The following is a 19,762-nucleotide window of genomic DNA, read 5'->3' on the forward strand; positions in this document are numbered from 1 at the left end:
GGATAGATTGATGGGTGGAAGCTATTTTATAAGACCTTATGCCTTCTGTCTAAAACCTAAAACCTAAAACCTAAAACCTAAAGCCTAATTATTGAGGTGGTAATTGAACGATACTAAACCAAAAATCTTCGATCGACTGCACAATTTGAACAAATTGATTGAAGTCTACAGGTTTGGTGATATAGCAGTTGGCGTGGAGATTGTAGGCTCTGAGAATATCCTCTTCAGCTTGGGATGTGGTGAGCACCACCACTGGAATGCGTTGCAAGCGTTCGTCCGCTTTAATCTCAATCAATACTTCTGGTCCATTTTTGCGTGGTAGATTCCAATCTAGCAAAATTAGATCGGGATGCACAGCGTGATGATATTCACCCTGACAGTGGAGAAAGTTTATTGCTTCGACACCGTCAGCCACGACGCTGAGATTGACATTGACTTCTCTATCTGCTAGAGCAATGCGAGTCAGATGTACGTCTCCTGGATTATCTTCAACGAGCAAAACTTCAATCGGGCGGCTGTTTATGGACATGTTGGGGAGAGATACTACCCACCGCTGGGATGACAAAATAAAAGATCGAACCAGAACCCGTTAGTGGCTGAAGCGGAGGTGGCTGTAAAAACGAATCCTGCTTCATCGGTGTCGATTCTACCCAAATTGTACCACCATGACGTTCGATGATTTTTTTGCAAATCGCCAATCCGATGCCCGTTCCGGGGTAAGTGACGCGCGTGTGTAGGCGTTGAAAGATTACAAAAATTCGATCGAGATATTGAGATTCGATGCCGATGCCATTATCGGAGATCGCAAATTGCCAACTAGCTGGCGTGGCGACGCGATCGTCAGTAGCTGAAGCTGGTGATGGCTCTATGGGGGTAACGCTAATATGAATTTTGGGCGGTACTTCGCGCCGAAATTTAATCCCATTGGCAATCAAATTTTGAAACACTTGCGTCAGTTGAGTCGAATCTCCCCACACTTCTGGAAGTGGGTCGAAAGTAATCGTGGCAGCACTTTCGGCGATCGCGACGTGCAGGTTGGAGATCGCATCTCGAACGATGAGATGACAATTGGCAATTTCAAACGGCTGCTTGCGGCTACTGACTCTGGCATAACTCAGTAATCCCTGAATCAATGCTTGCATTCTCGTCGCGCCATCTACAGCATAATCGATAAATTCGTCAGCATCAGCATCGAGTTTGCCTTGATAGCGACGGGAGAGGAGCTGGAGATAACTAATCACCATCCGCAGTGGCTCTTGGAGATCGTGAGAGGCTACATGAGCAAACTGTTCTAGTTCGGCATTCGATCGAGCCAGTTCGCGACCTTGGAGTTGCTCTTGTTCTAATAACTGGGCTTGAGTGATAGCAATTCCCAGTTGGGTTGCCAGTTGCGAGAGCATTTCGACCTCCTTGGGATACCATTTTCGGGGTGCTTGACAGTGATGGACGATTAACAGTCCCCACAACTCATCTCGCAAATAAATGGGGACGATGGCACTAGCTTTGACAGCAAATAGATCGAGAAATTCTAGATAACAAGGCTGAAATCCAGCCTGAGTGATATCGGCAACAGTCTTGATGCGGCCATGGGTATAACGAGCGTGGTAATTCCGATTGAAGCAAGGATCGTTGATGTTACTGCCCATTACTGCGGGATAACCTGCCAAGACTCGCTCCTGTACTGCCGCTCCAGAACCATCTGCCGCAAATCTATAAATTAAGACTCGATCGACTGCTAAGAGTTTCTGAACTTCTTCGACCGCAGTTGCTAAGATGTCCTCTAATCTCAAGGATTGGCGAATTTTTTGAGAGATTTCGGCAAACAGTCGCGCTTGCTTACGCAACCGGACGCGTTCTCTAATATCGATCGTCGTCGCATGCGCGCCGATATAGTTGCCCAGCTCGTCTTTAATCGCTACTACTGTCGTACTAACTGGCACGCTGCTACCATCTTTGCGCATCATCTGAAGTTCGACATCATGAATCCAGCCGCGCTTTTTGAGGATCGCGAGATTGTCGTCAAATTTTTGGATGCTTTGAGTCGCAAGCAAGTCTCCAAGCTGCTTGCAACCGACGATTTCGGCTTCTTCATACCCCAATATTTGGAGTAAAGTGCGGTTGATCCGCATCACTTTGCCGTTAGTATCTAAGGAATGATAGCCACAGGGAGCATTGTGATACAATTCCTCAAATTCGGTAGCATATCCACGCACGATCGCTTCAGACTGCTGTTGTTTGGTGCGATCCCAACTTACCAATCCATACAACACCGATAATAATACTAAATCTAATAAACTAGAGATCCCAAAAGCCAGTTTAGTATCGGCGAGGCTTTGTCTGGATTCGGCTTGCAATCGCTCTAGTGCTTTTCGTTCGACTCGAGCGCGCTCAATGAGCGATTGCCGCACCGTTTCGAGTGCTTGTTGTCCTTGCTGCGATAAGACTAGTTGTCGCGCGGGGGTTAATACCGCTGCTTGTCGCCTGTCGATCGTGGTAACTAGTTCGTCCAAATTTCGATCGATTTTCTGCTCGAAGTCGATAATTTGCTGTTTTTGGACACTCGGATCGTTGGTACCGACGCGCATTAGCGGCTGATTCAAATCGGATTTTAATTTAACTAATGATTTTAACTTATTACGGATTTGATTGATATCGATCCGGTGAGCTGCCAAATATTGAGGATTGTTGGTCAACAGATATTCGCGTTGTCCCCGTTCGACATCTTTTAATGAAGAAACCATTTGTTCCAAAATAGTGATAATTCGATCGCTGCACACCTCTGCATGGCTATTTCTAGAGATCGTTGTAATACTTTGATAAGCCAGAACAGCATTAATTGCCAATACGAAAAGAGTAGCGGCAAAGCCAATTGATACTTTACCAGATGCGATGTTTTTCATCGAAAGAGCTTTGCTGGCTATTGATTTTACTATCTAGGGATTGCGGATTGGGTTTGTCCTGACGATCGATACTTGAAATCAACTATCGATCGTCAACGATCGAACTGTAGCGATAATACCACCCGATCGCCATCTTGGTATCGAGCGGGAGATTAAGTCGGTGCAGCTAAATTGCCGCAACTATTTTACACCAGCAACATTCATAATTGACATGTGCGTCCAGGTGGCTGGATGACGATAAGTCTCACTGACTAGGGATTGGCAAGCCAGATAAAAAATATAATCGGCTAAGACCATGTGCTCGTCAGTTCCCATCAACTTATCGACGATCGACTTACATAAACCAGGCACAGCGGGGGCAAAGTGTCCGGATAATAACCAATCGATCGCTTGTCGGATCTGGGGATAATGCTTGTAGTAATTATACGGATCGTAACCGTATTCTTTAAATAAGGTTATTTCCGGAATTGCCAGTCCAAACCGAAAACAATTTTCTTCACCGACAAGTTGCTGCAACCAAGTATTAGTTTTTCCCAAACTACCGATCGAGATAACGCCATTTATAGCTGCTTTAAGTTTGCCTAAGTCGATGTCTTCGATCTTCGCTGTGGCAATTTGTTGGGTCACATCTGCTGCTGCAAACATCTGGTTGGTGAGTGCTGCCGATGCTGGTACGTAAACTACCTGCAATTTATTGCAGACATCGGGATCTGCTGCCAAAACTCGGCTTAGAGATTCGATGAGTGCGATCGTTTCTCGACGCTCGATCTCGTCCACTAGCGCGTCATTTGCATCTGCTACGCTGTCGATTTCTAAAGGTTGAGGTGCGCTCGCATCGCCAAAGATAAAGGTGCGCGGCAAGATATCGCTACTGGGATTTTGCTTGAGACGATCGAATAGATCGATGATGTGTAATATGTTTAACAGTTGGCGTTGGTGTCCGCAAATCGGTTGCAACTGAAGGTCGAATAGGGAATTGACGTTAATTTTAATCCCGTGCAATCGCTGCAATGCGTTAGCGAAGGCTTGCTTATTCGTTTGTTTGACAGCCTGCCACTGCAATTGAAATAAAGGGTCGCCCGCTAGTGGTGTTAGCTGCTGAAGGTCTTCTAAATGAGTCATCCACCGATCTCCGATCGTGGTTGTTACTAATCTGGCAAGGCGATGATTTCCCGTCAATGGTTGCTGACGTGGATTTAAATTTGGTGTTACCGTCTGCGGTGCTCGATCGAGCTTGAGGATGTTAGCATCGCTCGTCCACCGCTGCCGATTGCGCTCGATCGAACGTGGTAAGGAGGCTAGAGTCTTTGAATTATTAGGAGTCTGGTTCCGACTAGGAGCATTCAATCTGCGCGGCAGGTTGGCCAAAGTTGCTTGTGTAGTTTGTAGTAAGGATGAGCCGATCTCTGTCCGAAAATTAATACTTTCTATCACAATCTAGATTCCTCCGTAATTTGGCGATCGATGTCACTCGCTGGATGCTATCCACGAACGAAATGAGTTAAATAATTGGTATATCTAACTACTCGATTGGTATTTTATCTGGGAAGTTTGAGGAACTTGTGAGGGTTAAGATTTAATTTGGAATTTATTGGGCAAGGAACGAGAAGCTACCGCTTTTGGACTAGTAGTCTACGGCGTAAATAAAGCTACCATTTCTTGCTCCCCGCTCCCCGCTGTCTTGTCTTGTCTTGTCTCGCATAATTCGGGAGGTTTCCTCCCGGCTGCGAGCCGCTCCCCGCAAAAATAGTACCTAGATTTACGCCGCCCAGTACTAGTGCTTAGTTTTAAGTTGCTAGATCTTCGCATTAAACAGAAAGGATCGACCAACAGATATAATGACACTCGATCCAAAATCTAAAATCCAAATGACCAGATACATACTGTGGGGAAGTTATTGTGAAGATGTCGCCACCAAACGGACACCTTATCGAGAGGCACATTTAGCCGGACTAGCGCGCCAAAAAGCTGAAGGACTGCTAATAACGATCGGCCCTACCCAAGATCTGACCAAAGTGTTTGGGATTTATGAAGCCACCAACGAAAACCAAGTCCGCCAAGCCATTGAAGCCGATCCGTATTGGGAGCATGGAATTTGGACAGAATACCAAGTTAAAGAGTGGATTCAAGCCCTGTAGTAAACATTTGTAGCTGCGCTCCATTTGTTGGAACATTTCGGGTAAATATCGCTCGAACTACATAGACCTCGTTGGCGAAGCCTCGCGCCTAGCGAATCGACAAGCCAAGGACTGGGTACTAGATACGATATGTATCTATTGTTACCTCGGCGATCGATCGCTGCCGATCGACAATCGCTTGATATAATCGAACTACATCCATTAAATTTTACAAAAAAGCATCACCATGACTATTCGCCGTCAGTATAGTTTGCCAAACTGTACCCTAGTTTTAGACGGGTTGAGTGATGGCAGCTCCACCACTGGCATCCCCGATTCTCGTCCCGTTATGTCCAGTTTATTTAATGCTGAATGTCACTTTGTCGGTTGCGATCGACCGCTATTTGGCGGAAGAGATTTCCTGACTAGTTTAGTCACCACAGTCAGTAACTACGCCCAAGAATTTCTCAGTGGCATACCCCATCCCAAACAGCCAGATGCCGATAAAAGTATAGTATCTCTGGTCAAAGGCGATCGCGAGAATATTCATCATTTGGAAGCAAAATTAGAATCCGATCCTGCTGGCGCAGATGCTGCATCTGGAAAGCCTGCTCGAGTTAATCTATCCACGATTCAGTTATTTGACTTGCTCGAAGCCGTGGATCAATTTCTGGCTGACAAACGGACTCTGCCAGATATTATGATTCCGCTGCAACCAGTTAGTAAATCTGTCGCTCAACCAATTTCTGCACAGGCTGTACCTGTGGGGTTAGGACTGGCAAGTTTAGTTGTTGCTAGTTTAGTCGGCTATGCCCTCCCCGTGCCCGAAGTTACAGCACCAAAATCCACCCAACGCGCGCCGCTCGTTCAACCCAATCCAACGCCCACTAGCGTACCGGGTGCCCCACCCAATAATACTCCACAGTCATCTACTAGTCCGGTACCTTCCCCTGTAAGCGCGCTTCCTAGCAAATCGAACACGCTGGTCGAAGCTACTCAAATCGGATTCCTCGAACGCAAATTACAACGCGACCTCAGCAAAAATTGGCAAGAACGGGGTCAAATCAAACAAGCTGCTAGTTTTAACGTTAAAGTCAATCAAGATGGCCAGATCGTCAATTATCAGGTCGTAGGACAGACAGATGCCGAGCAATCTAAGCTCACTCCTTTACCCAAACTCGCCACCAACAATAACGATACCAACCAAGCGATCGGGAATTTTAGCGTCGTATTTAACCCCACCGGATTGCTAGAAGTCAAACCCACCGATTCATTACAGGGGCTAAAGAGTTTCGGTAAACCAATTACCGAGCCTAAATTGCAGACGGATCTGGCAACACAGCTCAGAACAACGCTTCAGAAATCCCTACCTGGTGGCAAACCAATCGATGCTCAAAATCTCAATTACCGAGTCGCGGTGACCAAAACTGGCGAAATTGTCGATTACGAGCCAATAGATCGACTAGCAGCCGATCTCGAAGCTAAAACCCCACTGCCAAAATTGACAACATTCAACGCTCAAGCGGCAATTTCTCAAGAACCACTCGCCCAATATCAAGTCATATTTCAACCCGACGGCAAAATTTTAGTGACACCCAAATAGATCGCGTCAAGTGCAGACATCTTGCGCAGTGTGCGGTTGACAGCCCTAGTCAGGACTGACAAAATAGAAGTTATATGAGCAAACTTATCCCACCGCAAGATTCAGGGATAGTACCTTTTTCGGGGGAACGCTCCGCACGAAGAGGTACTGCACCCAAGGAACGGCTCTCGCTAGCGAGATCGTCATGGCAATTAGTACCTTATAGCCTGCTAGGGGCAGGTTTGTTTGCTTGGGTGTCTAGTGCCCATCTCAACCAATTTTTCTCGGTCTATTTAGTCTTGCTGGCAGCACAACTGGGCACTGTAGGCATCTACTCGCTCATGGGTTGGCTCAGATCGAGAGATCGACAGAATTTTTAGCCGCTTACTGTCTTAATCCACGGAGCAAATGACTGATGAGAAATCGCACGGCAGCAATATTGATTTGTTTTTTCGGCGGCTATTTTGGCATTCATAAGTTTTATTTGGGTCAAACTTTTCAGGGGGTACTGTACTTACTTTTTTGCTGGGCTGGCATTCCCGCAATATTTGCTTTCTTTGACTTTTTCGTACTATGCTTTATGCCCGATCGAGAGTTCGATGCCAGATTTAACTATGCTGCGCCCAATACACTCGATCGCGGCATGAGTTATCCGGTCGCACCTGCGAGTAAGTCTTCTAAAGAAGCTACTTCTACTTTGTATGAATTAAAAAAATTGTATGAAGATGGCATCATTACTGCCGAAGAGTATGAAGTCAAACGTCGAAAAATGTTAGACGATATTTAATTTTTAGTGGATAGTTGATAGTTGATAGTTAATAGTTGATAGATTAAATGTCTAACAGCCTATAGGTAGCGATCGCAATTAAAATTTATGTCTAGTGCAGCTTTAAAAAGAATCCCCGATTGGGTTTGGTGGTCGCTATGTCCGGTATTTGGGGCATTGGCCATTGCTTATGCTGGCTATAAGACTAAAACCGATCGATGGATGCAAATCGGCGGAGGGATGGGCGCGGTCGTCTTCTTAGCATCTTGGGCAGGTTGGTCGGGGTTGGTGTTTCTAGCGATCCCGATTCAATTTGGTTTGGCGATGAATATTAAAAACCCTTATTTAGTTAAAATTGCGCCTAGAGGAGCGATCTTACCATCCGATCGCCAGACAGCTCAATTAATTGCTGAGGTTCGAGGTAAAGTCGATATTAATAAATGCACCAAAGACGATCTGGTACATATTTTAGGCTTGCCGATTGCTTATTCTAATAATATCGAAGCGATCAAAGCTGAAGGCTATATGTTCACGCACATCGAAGAACTAACCTCCCTTGCGGATGTTCCCGAAAAATACTGCCAAGCGATCGAACCGATGGTTGTCTTTAATTATTACGAAAAAGATGACGATCCGATCGATTGGCAAAGGTTAAATATTCTGCCACGCTCGGAATTAATTGAATTAGGTCTCGATCCCGACAGTGCGACAGTTATCTGCAACGAACGTCAATTACATGGTGCCTATCGATCGCTAGTTGAAGTCAAACGCCGCACTGGTTTACCGATCGCGCTATACAAGCACCTAATTTAACAAAATTATCTCCCCCGCTCCCACTGAATTAACAACAAAAAAGCCCCAAACAACAATAAGTGTGGAGCTTTTTCACTTTTAACTAATTACGGAGAAGGTGGGATTCGAACCCACGGTAAGTTGCCCTACACAGCATTTCCAGTGCTGCGCCTTCGACCACTCGGCCACTTCTCCAACACAAGTTATGTGCGAATTTTAACGCTTATCTAGCATAGCCTAGACTTTTACGAAATGTCAACTGATAATAGAAGTGTCTAGCGGATGCATTTCCGGACGGGTTTCCCGTCCATGGAAATGCACCAAGCGAGGATTCAATCGGCAACACTAGCCACTAGCCACGAACCATGACGCGCAATCATCACATCAAAATTTACAACCGCAAAACTGAGACATATCATCAAGTCACTGTCCCTGACGATCGATATATCCTTCACAGTGCGGAAGATTGTGGCATCGAATTACCCTTCTCTTGTCGGAATGGTGCTTGTACGGCTTGTGCCGTGCGCGTCAAATCTGGAGACTTATATCAGCCAGAAGCCATGGGATTATCTGCCCAGTTGCAAAGTCAAGGTTACGCACTGCTATGTGTCAGCTACGCTCGATCGGATTTGGAAGTCGAAACCCAAGACGAGGACGAAGTCTACGAACTTCAGTTCGGACGTTATTTTGGCAAAGGCAAAATTAAATACGGACTTGCTTTAGATGAAGAATAGTGGCAAGTGTAGATAGCCGGATATCCTAGCTCTATACCAAGCACTAGTGTAGTTGAGCTGGTGCAAGAGTGAGTATTTACTAGGCAATTTATAGATCCCAGATCGGTGTTAATAAATTATGAATCGCAGATTGCAATCATCTTGCATATTATGGCTATCAATCTGTGGATTAGTCTTGATAGCTGGTTGTCAAGCATCGCCACCTAGCTATCCAACGATCCAAATTAGTCGTGTCAGTAGCGGACAATCTGTAGAGTGGGTCGATAAATCTCAGCAACCCGCAGTACTTCAACAAGGAAGATTGATGGGGATCGATGCTCCAGATCTAGGGCAAGATCCCTGGGGAAAACAAGCAAAACAACGATTGGAAGAATTAATCGGTCTTCCGGATAAAGGTAGTGCCAACGTCGAATTTGCCAGCACTGAAGCCGATAAATACGGACGCAAGTTTGTCTACTTATGGAAAGATGGTCGGTTAGTTAACGAACAATTGCTCAAAGATGGCTGGGTATTACCCAATGTGAAAACTGCTACTTCGGCTACGACGACAACCGGAGCCAAATATTACGATCGATTTATTCGCGCCAGCCAATACGCTCGACTCAGCGGCGAAGGCATTTGGAATCCCGAACGTCCGATGCGGATGAGTCCGTCAGAATTTCGGAAAGAGGAACGCTGACCGGAGTTAGGAGTTACTAGTGTCAAATATTTGATTTGGTGTAAGATGCGATCGTCAGCTAGATCGCGTCGCTCGAAAATCCAAACAGCATCGCGATCGGATAAGAATATATAATTAATAATGTATATTGTCCCAGTGTCGCGAACTCGCTATTTTTGCCATCGCTCCACCTGCGGATAACCCCAGATGGATAGATTTGTAGATGGCGATTGATGTACGGGTATTGCTGGAGGGACTACGGTGACTCTGGAAGAACGAGTAAGCACCACAATTGAAGCGATGGGATCGAAGGATCGATCGTGGCGATTTTGGTTTACGGTACCGATCTACCCATACAGTCAGCGACGCACGATTCGGACGGAAGTATTACCAAACACGATCTGGACATTCGAGCAGCTTCAGGGCATCTTTTATGTAGTAGTGCCGATTCGGATGACGGTGGTGAAGCTCTCTGGTAGCGGTTTGCTCGTCTATGCACCTGTAGCACCGACTGAAGAATGTATCGACTTGGTAAATGAGCTAGTTGCCATTCATGGTGACGTGAAATTTATCATCTTACCGACGGTTTCGGGATTAGAGCATAAAGTTTTTGTCGGACCATTTGCCCGCAAATTTCCCCAGGCGCAAGTTTGGATAGCACCAGATCAATGGAGTTTTCCAGTCAATTTACCCTTGAGCTGGATCGGTTTTCCGAGCGATCGCACGCATATTTTACCCGCAGATAGCCGTCAAACGCCGTTTGGCGATGAGTTCGATTATGCTATTTTGGGGACATTACTAATTTCGAGTAACTTAGCTAATTTTTCCGGTCGCGGACAATTCGCTGAGGTAGCTTTTTTGCACCGTCGATCGCGGACACTATTAGTTACCGATACGATCGTGTCATTGCCGAGCGCGCCACCGCCAATTCTCGAACTCGAACCCTACCCATTGTTATTTCATGCCAGAGATCGCGCCAGCGAGCCGATCGTCGATACCCCCGCCAATCGTCTCAAAGGCTGGCAACGGATCTGTTTATTCGCTCTATATTTCCAGCCGAGCGTGTTGGCAACCCGCAATTGGCTTCAAACCTTTGGCGATGCCATTACCGCGCCAGATCGCAGCCACCAGAGCTATTTTGGCCTCTATCCATTCGACTGGCAACCTAACTGGCAACAAACATTCACAGACACGCGAGATCGTGGCCGATTATTTGTCGCCCCCATTCTCCAAACATTAATTCTCAACCGCGCGCCCCAACAAACGATCGCCTGGGTCGATCGGATCGTACAATGGGATTTCGATCGGATTATTCCCTGTCACTTTGATGCGCCAGTTGTCGCTACACCCCAAGCCTTTCGAGCGGCTTTCTCATTTCTCGAATGTGGCTCTACACCTACTCAATTGCCCGCCACCGACATGCAGTTACTCCAACAAATCGATCGGCAATTGGTGTGGTTGCGACTGATTGTCGCTGCCAAGGATAAAATTTAGGCGTTAGGCGTTAGGCTTTAGTGCTAAGAGTTTTGCACACATACTTCAATCCAGCGGAGCCTCGTGAACACAATTACGCCTGATTTTGTAAATATCTTAGAACGTGCGGCTCAATCTAAGGCTCGTCCGAGTACGGCAGAAATGGTCGAGGCTTTACAGCAAGCAGAAATAGCTACTAAAAAAGCCAAATTAGCCATCCCGTTTGCATCATTAATCGGTGAATGGCGGCTCTGCTTTGCTACTGGTGCCAGCAAAGACAAAAAACGCGGCGGAATTAAATTAGGGCGCGGCTATTATCTGCCCAAATTTACGCCAGCATCGATTACTTTTACACGAGAGACTGATTCCTCGATCGAGGGCACTATTACCAATCAATTATTAGTCGGTAGCATTCACATCCAGTTTACTGGGCCTTGTCGCTATCCTGGGAAAAAGAATTTACTAGCTTTTGATTTTACCGAGATTCAAATTAAAGTCTTCGGAACGACAGTTTATCAAGGTAAGATTCGCAGCGGCAAAATTGGTAGCAGAGATTTTGCGCGATTGTCGGTTGCCAATTTACCGTTTTTTGGGTTTTTCTGGGCTAGCGAAAGTGGCATTGCCGCGCGCGGACGTGGTGGTGGCTTGGCTTTGTGGGTAAAAGATGAGGTAGTTAGTTAAGGTCAATTGGATTTTGGATTTTGTGACCCAAACACAACCTGGAGGAAACCTCCTAGTTGTGTGCGTCAACACAGGCGGACTTCGATCGCTAACGGTGACTTCAATCCAGTTTGGTTAGTCAATTACTCAGCGGTTAAAACCGCTGCTAGCGATCCAAAGTCCGCCTATGCGGACTAAAACTAGAGTAAATAAAAGCTTAACCGAACCGTATTGACGGTGACTTCAGTTGCTAGCAGTGCCTTTATTAGATTATGGCAACTAAAAATTCACGATCGCGCGATCGATCTGGCTTATACTTATGTTCGCTCTCACCATTTAATCGAGCTGAGATTGAGAACCTATATAAGTAGTAATTCCTAAATTAATTGGCTTTCACTATTTACTCTGTATGAAAACAATCGACGAAATTAACGACAAGATCGGTAGCAAACGAGCAGTGGTATGGACGGTAGACGAGGTTAAGACTAAAGTTACTGAGTTAGGAGTTGCTAAAATTGCCGAACTAGTAGATGTAATTACCACTGGGAGTTTTGAACCGATGGAATCATCGGGGGCAATTCTCAACTTAGGACATACCGATCCGCCGATTAAGATTCGATCGTGTACGTTGGATGGGGTGCCTGCATATGCTGGATTTGGAGCGGTGGATCTCTATTTGGGGGCGACGCAATTAGTCGATTTTGCTGGTGAAATTGGCGATGGGGACGATCGCAAAGAGCGTGGGGGTGCCCATGTGATTGCCGATTTAATTGCTGGAAAGAGTGTGACGCTACGGGCGATCGGTCAAGGCACGGATTGTTATCCTCGCGCTACCTTCGATACGACGATTACCAAGGATACGATCAATCAATTTTACCTTTACAACCCCCGTAATTTGTACCAGAACTTCATCGTCGGGGTAAATGGGGGCGATCGACAGTTATACACCTATTTAGGACCTTTACAGCCGCGATTGGGTAACGCAGTCTACTCGAATACTGGGGCAATTTCACCGCTATTAAATGACCCCGATCTCGATGTCATTGGCATCGGGACGCGAATTTGGTTGGGCGGAGGCATCGGCTACGTCGCCTGGGAAGGGACGCAACATTTCCCACTACAAAAACGCGGCGAAAATCGCACGCCCATCGGTCCTGGCGCGACTTTAGCTCTGATTGGCGATGCCAAACAGATGAACCCCAATTGGGTACGCGGCTGCTATCTCAAAAATTATGGCCCTTCGTTAATGTTGGGGGTTGGGGTGCCAATTCCGGTATTGAATGCGGACGTTGTGGCGCGGTGTGCCGTCCAAGATCGGGATATCGTCGCACCGATCGTCGATTTTTCGATTCCGCGCCGGGTGCGTCCGACTTTTGGACTAGTCAGTTACGAACAATTAAAATCGGGAAAAATCAAAATTGAAGGTAGAACTGTCAGAGTAGCTCCCTTAGCCAGTATTTATCGATCGAGACAGGTGGCAATCGAATTAAAAGAGGCGATCGAGCGTGGAGAATTTCTGTTAACAGAAGCGGTATCTTCATTACCGCGCGATCGAACATTTATTCCTCAAGATCGCCGTCAAATGCCCAGCTTACTTGAAGATTAGTTGAGTTTCGGTACTCAAGTTAGAATCACTACTTATCCGTAGCACAATTAGTTTCTAAAATTATGCAATCGAGTATACACAACATGACTTATTTATACAGTTATAGTGCCTAAGTATCCCCAACACAATTTAATTATAAATTTATGTCAATTAAATACAATATTTCGATCGAAGTGTAAAGAAATTGTGAAGTATTGGCAATATCCTCAGATGCGATCGTAAATTATGATATTGAAGATCTAAACTCTTGTTGTATACAAGCCAAAACAAATAGCAATCGCGATTTATCCTGGGAGTTTCGACCCGATTACATTGGGTCATTTAGACATCATCGAACGCGGCAGTAAGCTGTTCGATCGGGTGGTCGTAGCCGTATTGCGAAATCCTGGTAAAACACCGCTGTTTACCGTCGAGCAACGCCTTTGCCAAATTCGCACAGCTACCAAACATTTACCGCAAGTAGAAGTAGATAGCTTTGATGGATTAACGGTCGCTTATGCCAATTCGATCGGCGCAAGAGTGTTACTCAGAGGACTCAGAGTAATGTCAGACTTCGAGAAAGAGTTACAAATGGCTCATACAAACAAAACCTTGTCTACAGATATTGAGACGGTGTTTTTAGCAACTTCCACAGAGTATGGTTTCCTGAGCAGTAGCATTGTTAAAGAAATCGCTAGATTCAACGGCTCGATCGACCATCTTGTCTCACCTCACGTTGCATCAGAAATCTACCAATGTTACAACAATTCCACTACCCCACTCTAGCCGACGAAATCCCCTCTAATGTCTTAGAATATCGGAATGTCGATCCAGAAGTTACACCGATCGCTATCGAGTATTTAGATATTTTTGCCGCAATCGATCGAATAGAATCAAAAATATTAAACAGTCCGCGCGTCCCATTGACAGGAAAAACAATCGTTAACGAAGAAGAACTCCTCGAACAATTAGACGCGATTAGGTTGAATTTACCAGAAATAGTTAATACCGCTCAAGAAGTTCTCCAGTACAAAGATCGATTGATAAAAGAAGCCCAGCAACAAGTCCAGCAAATTTTGGCTCAAGCAAATCAACATGCTTATCAAGTGGCTAATGAGTTGGGCATTATCGATCGCTCCGAACAAGAAGCTAGACAAATCCGGCAAATGGCGATCGCCGAATGCGAGCATCTCAGACAACAAGCAATAGTTGAAATCGAACGGGTGCGCGAGCGCAATATTCAAGAAATCGAACGAATGCGCGAACAAGCACTCGCTGAATGCCAACTGATTCAATCTGGTGCGGATGAATATGCCGATCGCGTCTTATATACCATGGAAGAGCGATTGACCGACATTCTCCAAGCCATCCAACAAGGCCGCCAACGGCTCAATAGCACTCAGCCTGAGACATCCACGGTCGAGCTTAGGCAAGCAAGTTGAACCTGAAACTCGCTTGTCCCGAACAGCTCGGCAAGGGGAAAGCAGTATCTACGACTTCTAGCTGTAGATCTGAATCTAAACAAACTAATTGCCTACCGATCCTCGCTCGTGGTTTATCGAGCGGTAGGCTGGTTGCATGAGTTGGGTGCTCCGAGTCTACGATTGCAATAGTCTGTATTAACAGGTTTTACCACCTAGCTTTGACACTAGACTTGATGTAGAACGATGACCGAGATTTCTGGCCGACAGTTAAATCGAGCTTTTGGGGGGCCTGTAGTACCGACCCCCGGGCTGACGTAGAGCTGCATTCCACTGATGTGGTAAAGACCATTGATGTACTTCTTGCCCCAAGGCGGTGTCACTCTGGGTGCAAAGGGTAAAACTATTTGTCCGCCGTGAGAATGCCCAGAAAGTTGCAGTTCAAACCGATCGGTTGCAGCAGCGATATCGCCAAAATCTGGTTCGTGAGCCAGTAAAATATTTACACCAGTCGGTGGTAACTTAGAAATCGTCTTCGCAATATCTGCCCGTTTGAACCAGACATCATCGACACCAGCGATATTGAGTAGATGCCCTTGACGCTCGATCGAGTAGACGTCATTATTTAATAACTTGACGTTACCTGCTGCGAGTGCGCGTTCGATCGGGGTACTATCGCCGCCGCGATCGTGATTGCCCATTGTCGCGATGACTCGATCTTTAGCTTTGAGGATGCCAAAAGCATTGGCGAGCATTTCTTCAGACTTAGTGGCATCTTTAGTGATGTAGTCTCCAGTGAGGACGATCGCGTCTGGTTGTTGTTGGTTGGCTAGTCTGGCAACTTTGGCTAACTGATTGCGATCCATCACTGCCGAGCGCGCGTGTAGATCGGTGAGTTGAACTATTTTGTATCCTTCAAAGGCTGGATCTAGTCCGGCAATCTTGACATCGATCTGTTTGATTGCAAACCAGCGCGGCTCTATACCTTGGGCATAGACGCTAGTAGCAAATAAAATCGCGATCGCCACCAGCAGAAATTTAATTGAGTTGAGAATTAATTTTCGCCAGTGCCTAATAATCTTGTTACTCATCTGGATGACTCAATTATGACTGGTTAAGATTAGCTACCATTCTAACCAGTGTGATTCCAGAAAATTGTGACCGATGGCTCCAAGGGACATTAGATTTAGGGGGGTTGGGAGTGAGGAGTTGGGAGAACGGAATGCCAAAAAGGTGGATCGCGCCCTAGATCCGTAACACCGAATTTAAGGAATAATGGAAAGTGGCTTGGATTCGAGCCAAATACGATCGGGAGAATTATTGTGAGTGAGTACTTTGCTACAGTCGCCAGAGGTTTAGAAGAGTTAGCAGCACGGGAGCTAACTGAATTAGGGGCGCAAGCGGTGGCTCAAGGTTTTTGTGGCGTGGCTTTTCAGGGCGATCGCGAGTTACTGTATCGTGTCAATTTATGGGCGCGATTGCCGTTTCGGGTTTTGGTCAAACTGGGAGAATTTCCGTGTGCTGACGATATCGAACTTTATGATGGCATCCAACAAATCGATTGGGGCGAATATCTAACCCCAGAGTTGACACTAGCGGTAACGGTAACGGGGAAAAACGAACAATTGAATCATAGCCACTTTACGGCGATTCAAGTCAAAAGAGCCATTACCAAACAACAAACCGAAAAATTTGGCGCGCGATCGAATGTCGATATTGCCGATCCCAATATCCGCATTAACGTCCATATCGAGAAAGATACTTGTACTGTCAATCTCGATAGCTCTGGGAGCAGCCTGCATCGTCGCGGCTATCGCTCTGCTGTCGGCGATGCACCCCTCAAAGAGTCTCTAGCCGCAGCTTTAATGAAAATGTCTGGTTGGACGCCCGATTTAGCTTTTGTCGATCCCCTGTGTGGCTCCGGCACATTACCCCTAGAAGCGGCGATGCAGGCAATGAACATAGCTCCGGGTATTTTTCGCGATAGCTTCGGCTTTGAGAGCTGGCTAGACTTCGATCCGGAGTTATTCGATCGATTGTTAAAGTTGGCAGAAGCAGGCGAACAGCAAGATCTCCAAGCAACGATTATCGGCAGCGATCGCAACTATGACATCATCGAACAGGCACGAGCGAATGCCCGTAGTTCTGGTGTCGAACGCTATGTTCGTTTCGCACAACAAGAATTAGCCGATGTCGAAGCTCCTAGCGATCGGGGGATTCTGCTCTGTAATCCTCCCTATGGCGAGCGATTGGGACGCAATGAAGATTTGGGTGCTTTTTATAAATTGCTAGGCGATGTGCTGAAAAATCGCTTTAAAGGATGGACGGCATTCGTCCTCAGCGGTAATAAAGAATTAGCCAAATCAATCGGCTTGCGATCGGCACAAAGAACGACGGTGTATAACGGGACGATCGCTTGTCAACTAATGAAATACGAAATGTATTAAGTCTCCGCTTACATGGAGGAAAACAGCGTTATTAGAGGATATATAAAATTAGAACGACGATCGATACTGCCAAGTATTCGGTAATTTTTGCTCTACAATAAAGCTACACAAAAATCGCCAAACACCTCTTCAAAAGTTGAACCATAAATCTCTCAGATCGATCTATCTGTGGAGAGTTTTTGCATGACCGAACATCAAACCGCAGCTTCAGCTAACGGAACTGTCAATTTTACGCCCTATTCGGCGATCGGTACCAATCTCGACGATGTGCGCAAACGGCGGAGAGAGCACGATCCTACCCCTTTGAATTTACAAGTATGTTGGTATGTGACGCCCGAAATAGCTGCCAAATTAGAAGCTCCTGAGGTCTTGGCTCGATCTAGTGTAGATGCCCAGCCGATTTATGGCAGATTATTAACCTTCGATCGGGAAACTCTAACGCAACTTCGCGAACATTTACCCGATCGGATTCAGTCTCAAATCCCTGCAACCTGGCACCTCCCCGCCGATCTGTGGGGATATGCCTTTTTTGCTTGTCCATTGCCACCTGTGACGACCTTTAGTGCCGACCAATATGCTAGGGGCGATCGAATGGTGCTAAATGGCGATGGGATGCTGTATCGGCTGGGATTCGAGCATGGACGCGCGATACTTAAAACGCGGATGATGAAAACGCCATGTTATTATGCCGATCTCGCCGCCCAATTAGTGCCCAAATTTGACAAGATTGGCTATCGGTTTCTCGATGGTGGGATGGTGCGTCACAGCCTATTGTTAGGCACTCGCAACCAGATGAATACCGCCTTTTTGGCAACCAAGGAGCATCTGCTGGCGACCTTTGATGCCGCGCGTCCGCACATCATCGATCCCGATAGCCTGGAACTGCTCGAACCCATTGGGGCAGCTAGTAATTGGCAAGGATTAGCTCCCAAACAACCCGCTTGGCTGACCCAAGTTTTTCAGCCTTATTCCAATCCCGCTCATCCTGTTTGCGACCATTTACAGTGTGCCGATACCTCCGCTGGAGAATTTATTACGGCCAACTATTCTGCTGGATTGAGCTTACTCAGCGCGATCGATCGATTCAGACGCTGGTACAAAGGTAAACTCGGTCGCGATGGCGTGATTCTCAAAAATCCTTGGGGTGCTTTTACCAGTATCGTCCGGTATCGATTTGACAGCCAAACTTTTGAAAAATGGCGGTTAGTGCTGCCAAATGGGGAACCTGTCATCATCCAACAAGCCATTCACCAGATGGCCTTAACGGAAGATTACATTATCGTCGGCGATATTGCTTTTAAGATCGAGCTGTCCCAAATTTTTGCACCTTTTTTATTTGGTGCGATTCGGAAATATTCAGTCAAAATTGGCTACTGGTTATCGTTAACATTCCTGCAATTAATCCAGCCCATTCCGTATGCTAGCTTATATATCGTCAAGCGAGCGGATCTCGATCGACCTATTCCTCCTGGTGAAATGCCCACCTTGACGGCTGTTAAAATTATCTTGCCCCGCGAAGTTTCGCACTTTGTGACCGATTATCGCAATCCCGACGGCAAAATTACCCTAATGTCCGCTCATAATGGCGGCTGGGACGTGACTGAATGGATCGGCGAATACGATGAATCGGTGAATATCGACTGCGAAAAAACGCCAGTAATTACCAAAGGAATCGAAATGCTCGCAGGGGTAAATAATCGACTACCATCAGTGCCGCCGCAGAAATGCCTGCGTAAGGAATTTCGGGGCTTCCAACCTTCACCCGTCGATCTCAATAGCGTCGCGCGGTACACGATCGATGCTAAAACTGGTGCTGTTCTTCAGGCACAGTTCCTCAGCGACATCGGCGATAATCCTAGCAAATGCAATACTTGGTCGGTATCTGTCAATACGCACCGCAATCTCAACCGCGATAGCCAACTCGAAACAGGCGAAAAAATTACCAGTTTGTACTGGATGGGATGGGGATTTACATGGGAGACAATTCCCAAGCGAATTTATCGAGCATATCGCGATCGTGACAATCGCGTCATCTCGATCGAAGGTTTACCTCAATCCGATCTGCCAGCAACTTTGCTACGGCTAGATACCGAGCGAATGGAAATCGCCGATAGTTTTGAATTTCCGATCGGTTATTTAGCGCGTAGTCCCCAATTTATCCCCAGCCAAGAGCCACTACCAACAGGAAAAGATCCCGCGACTCACGGTTATATCGTCTGTGTCATCATGTCAGACGCCGAACCCGATAATCGCCATACCATCGCCAAAGATGAAATCTGGATATTCCACGCCGACGATTTTAAAGGTAAACCAATTTATCGATTGAGCCATCCCGATATTAATCTCGGACTGACAATTCATTCCACCTGGATTCCAACGATTCAATTTGGTAAATATGCTGAAGCCGAACGCCAAGCCATGCGCAAAAATACACTAGATCGCGATTTCAATCCTGTCGTTCGAGCTAAGATTTTTCCCCATACCAAAACTCTATTCCGTGATGTGGTTTATCCGCACTATATCAAGCAAACTACCGAAGCCGAATTAATCGATCTGTGGAAGTAGTTGGTAAGCTGTTGGACGTTCCATTTGCACATTTGGATATATATACCTGCCCTCCATCGCAA

19 protein-coding genes and 1 tRNA gene are annotated in these 19,762 nt (G+C 46.3%); 15 read left to right on the forward strand and 5 right to left on the reverse strand.

Annotated elements, in window-relative coordinates; translation table 11 throughout:
• Positions 1–88: 88 nt before the first annotated feature.
• The 3 genes from CHA6605_RS23700 to CHA6605_RS23710 form a co-directional block, all read right to left on the reverse strand.
• A complete protein-coding gene (locus CHA6605_RS23700) occupies positions 89–529 on the reverse strand; it encodes a response regulator (protein WP_015161906.1) in 441 nt (146 codons plus the stop codon).
• On the reverse strand, positions 504–2,900 hold the full coding sequence (locus tag CHA6605_RS23705; protein ID WP_015161907.1) for an ATP-binding protein: 2,397 nt from the start codon (positions 2,898–2,900) through the stop codon (positions 504–506). Before CHA6605_RS23705 ends, CHA6605_RS23700 begins: the two co-directional genes overlap by 26 nt.
• 180 nt (positions 2,901–3,080) lie before the next feature.
• The gene (locus CHA6605_RS23710) at positions 3,081–4,334 is read right to left on the reverse strand and encodes a glycogen/starch/alpha-glucan phosphorylase (protein WP_051038962.1); all 1,254 of its coding nucleotides are present in this window, start codon (positions 4,332–4,334) and stop codon (positions 3,081–3,083) included.
• A 434-nt stretch (positions 4,335–4,768) separates the two neighbouring features.
• Here CHA6605_RS23710 and CHA6605_RS23715 point away from each other — a divergent pair, with 434 nt between their 5' ends.
• From CHA6605_RS23715 to CHA6605_RS23735, 5 genes are all read left to right on the forward strand, one after another.
• Positions 4,769–5,038 carry a YciI family protein gene (locus CHA6605_RS23715; RefSeq protein ID WP_041549883.1) on the forward strand — a complete coding sequence of 90 codons (270 nt, stop codon included), beginning with the start codon at positions 4,769–4,771 and terminating at the stop codon, positions 5,036–5,038.
• A 226-nt stretch (positions 5,039–5,264) separates the two neighbouring features.
• Entirely contained in the window at positions 5,265–6,620 is a 1,356-nt protein-coding gene (locus CHA6605_RS23720) for a DUF4335 domain-containing protein (protein ID WP_015161909.1), read from the forward strand.
• Between the two features lie 74 nt (positions 6,621–6,694).
• Positions 6,695–6,979, forward strand: a complete 285-nt coding sequence (locus CHA6605_RS35215; RefSeq protein ID WP_015161910.1) for a hypothetical protein — start codon at positions 6,695–6,697, stop codon at positions 6,977–6,979.
• A gap of 35 nt (positions 6,980–7,014) precedes the next feature.
• Positions 7,015–7,386, forward strand: coding sequence for an NINE protein (locus tag CHA6605_RS23730; RefSeq protein ID WP_015161911.1), 372 nt, complete (start codon positions 7,015–7,017; stop codon positions 7,384–7,386).
• Positions 7,387–7,473: 87 nt separating this feature from the next.
• Complete coding sequence (locus CHA6605_RS23735; RefSeq protein WP_015161912.1) at positions 7,474–8,178, forward strand: helix-hairpin-helix domain-containing protein; 705 nt, start codon at positions 7,474–7,476, stop codon at positions 8,176–8,178.
• An 89-nt stretch (positions 8,179–8,267) separates the two neighbouring features.
• Here the strand turns inward: CHA6605_RS23735 and CHA6605_RS23740 are convergent.
• Positions 8,268–8,352, reverse strand: a tRNA-Ser gene (locus tag CHA6605_RS23740).
• Positions 8,353–8,522: 170 nt separating this feature from the next.
• Between CHA6605_RS23740 and CHA6605_RS23745 the strand changes: the two genes are divergently transcribed.
• The 8 genes from CHA6605_RS23745 to CHA6605_RS23775 all read left to right on the forward strand — a co-directional run bounded on the left by CHA6605_RS23745 (position 8,523) and on the right by CHA6605_RS23775 (position 14,709).
• Positions 8,523–8,891: a 2Fe-2S iron-sulfur cluster-binding protein gene (locus tag CHA6605_RS23745; RefSeq protein ID WP_015161913.1), complete on the forward strand. Its 369-nt coding sequence runs from the start codon at positions 8,523–8,525 to the stop codon at positions 8,889–8,891.
• A gap of 118 nt (positions 8,892–9,009) precedes the next feature.
• The gene (locus CHA6605_RS23750) at positions 9,010–9,570 is read left to right on the forward strand and encodes a thermonuclease family protein (protein ID WP_015161914.1); all 561 of its coding nucleotides are present in this window, start codon (positions 9,010–9,012) and stop codon (positions 9,568–9,570) included.
• Positions 9,571–9,810: 240 nt separating this feature from the next.
• Positions 9,811–11,043 carry a DUF4336 domain-containing protein gene (locus tag CHA6605_RS23755; protein ID WP_015161915.1) on the forward strand — a complete coding sequence of 411 codons (1,233 nt, stop codon included), beginning with the start codon at positions 9,811–9,813 and terminating at the stop codon, positions 11,041–11,043.
• Between the two features lie 63 nt (positions 11,044–11,106).
• Positions 11,107–11,703: a hypothetical protein gene (locus CHA6605_RS23760; RefSeq protein WP_015161916.1), complete on the forward strand. Its 597-nt coding sequence runs from the start codon at positions 11,107–11,109 to the stop codon at positions 11,701–11,703.
• A 216-nt stretch (positions 11,704–11,919) separates the two neighbouring features.
• Positions 11,920–12,063 carry a hypothetical protein gene (locus tag CHA6605_RS34505; protein ID WP_157260086.1) on the forward strand — a complete coding sequence of 48 codons (144 nt, stop codon included), beginning with the start codon at positions 11,920–11,922 and terminating at the stop codon, positions 12,061–12,063.
• A gap of 28 nt (positions 12,064–12,091) precedes the next feature.
• A complete protein-coding gene (locus CHA6605_RS23765; RefSeq protein WP_015161917.1) occupies positions 12,092–13,288 on the forward strand; it encodes a homocysteine biosynthesis protein in 1,197 nt (398 codons plus the stop codon).
• Positions 13,289–13,564: 276 nt separating this feature from the next.
• Complete coding sequence (gene coaD / locus CHA6605_RS23770; RefSeq protein WP_041548420.1) at positions 13,565–14,053, forward strand: pantetheine-phosphate adenylyltransferase; 489 nt, start codon at positions 13,565–13,567, stop codon at positions 14,051–14,053.
• Entirely contained in the window at positions 14,023–14,709 is a 687-nt protein-coding gene (locus CHA6605_RS23775) for an ATP synthase subunit B family protein (protein WP_015161919.1), read from the forward strand. Before coaD ends, CHA6605_RS23775 begins: the two co-directional genes overlap by 31 nt.
• Before the next feature lie 206 nt (positions 14,710–14,915).
• On the opposite strand, the gene CHA6605_RS23780 is transcribed toward CHA6605_RS23775, so the two are convergent.
• Entirely contained in the window at positions 14,916–15,779 is an 864-nt protein-coding gene (locus CHA6605_RS23780) for a metallophosphoesterase (protein ID WP_015161920.1), read from the reverse strand.
• Positions 15,780–16,010: 231 nt separating this feature from the next.
• Here CHA6605_RS23780 and CHA6605_RS23785 point away from each other — a divergent pair, with 231 nt between their 5' ends.
• Positions 16,011–17,135, forward strand: a complete 1,125-nt coding sequence (locus CHA6605_RS23785; protein WP_015161921.1) for a THUMP domain-containing class I SAM-dependent RNA methyltransferase — start codon at positions 16,011–16,013, stop codon at positions 17,133–17,135.
• Between the two features lie 183 nt (positions 17,136–17,318).
• Positions 17,319–19,700: a carotenoid oxygenase family protein gene (locus CHA6605_RS23790; protein ID WP_015161922.1), complete on the forward strand. Its 2,382-nt coding sequence runs from the start codon at positions 17,319–17,321 to the stop codon at positions 19,698–19,700.
• The last annotated feature ends 62 nt before the right edge of the window (positions 19,701–19,762 follow it).

The organism is Chamaesiphon minutus PCC 6605 (genome assembly GCF_000317145.1).
In the GTDB taxonomy this organism is placed as follows: Bacteria; Cyanobacteriota; Cyanobacteriia; order Cyanobacteriales; family Chamaesiphonaceae; genus Chamaesiphon; species Chamaesiphon minutus.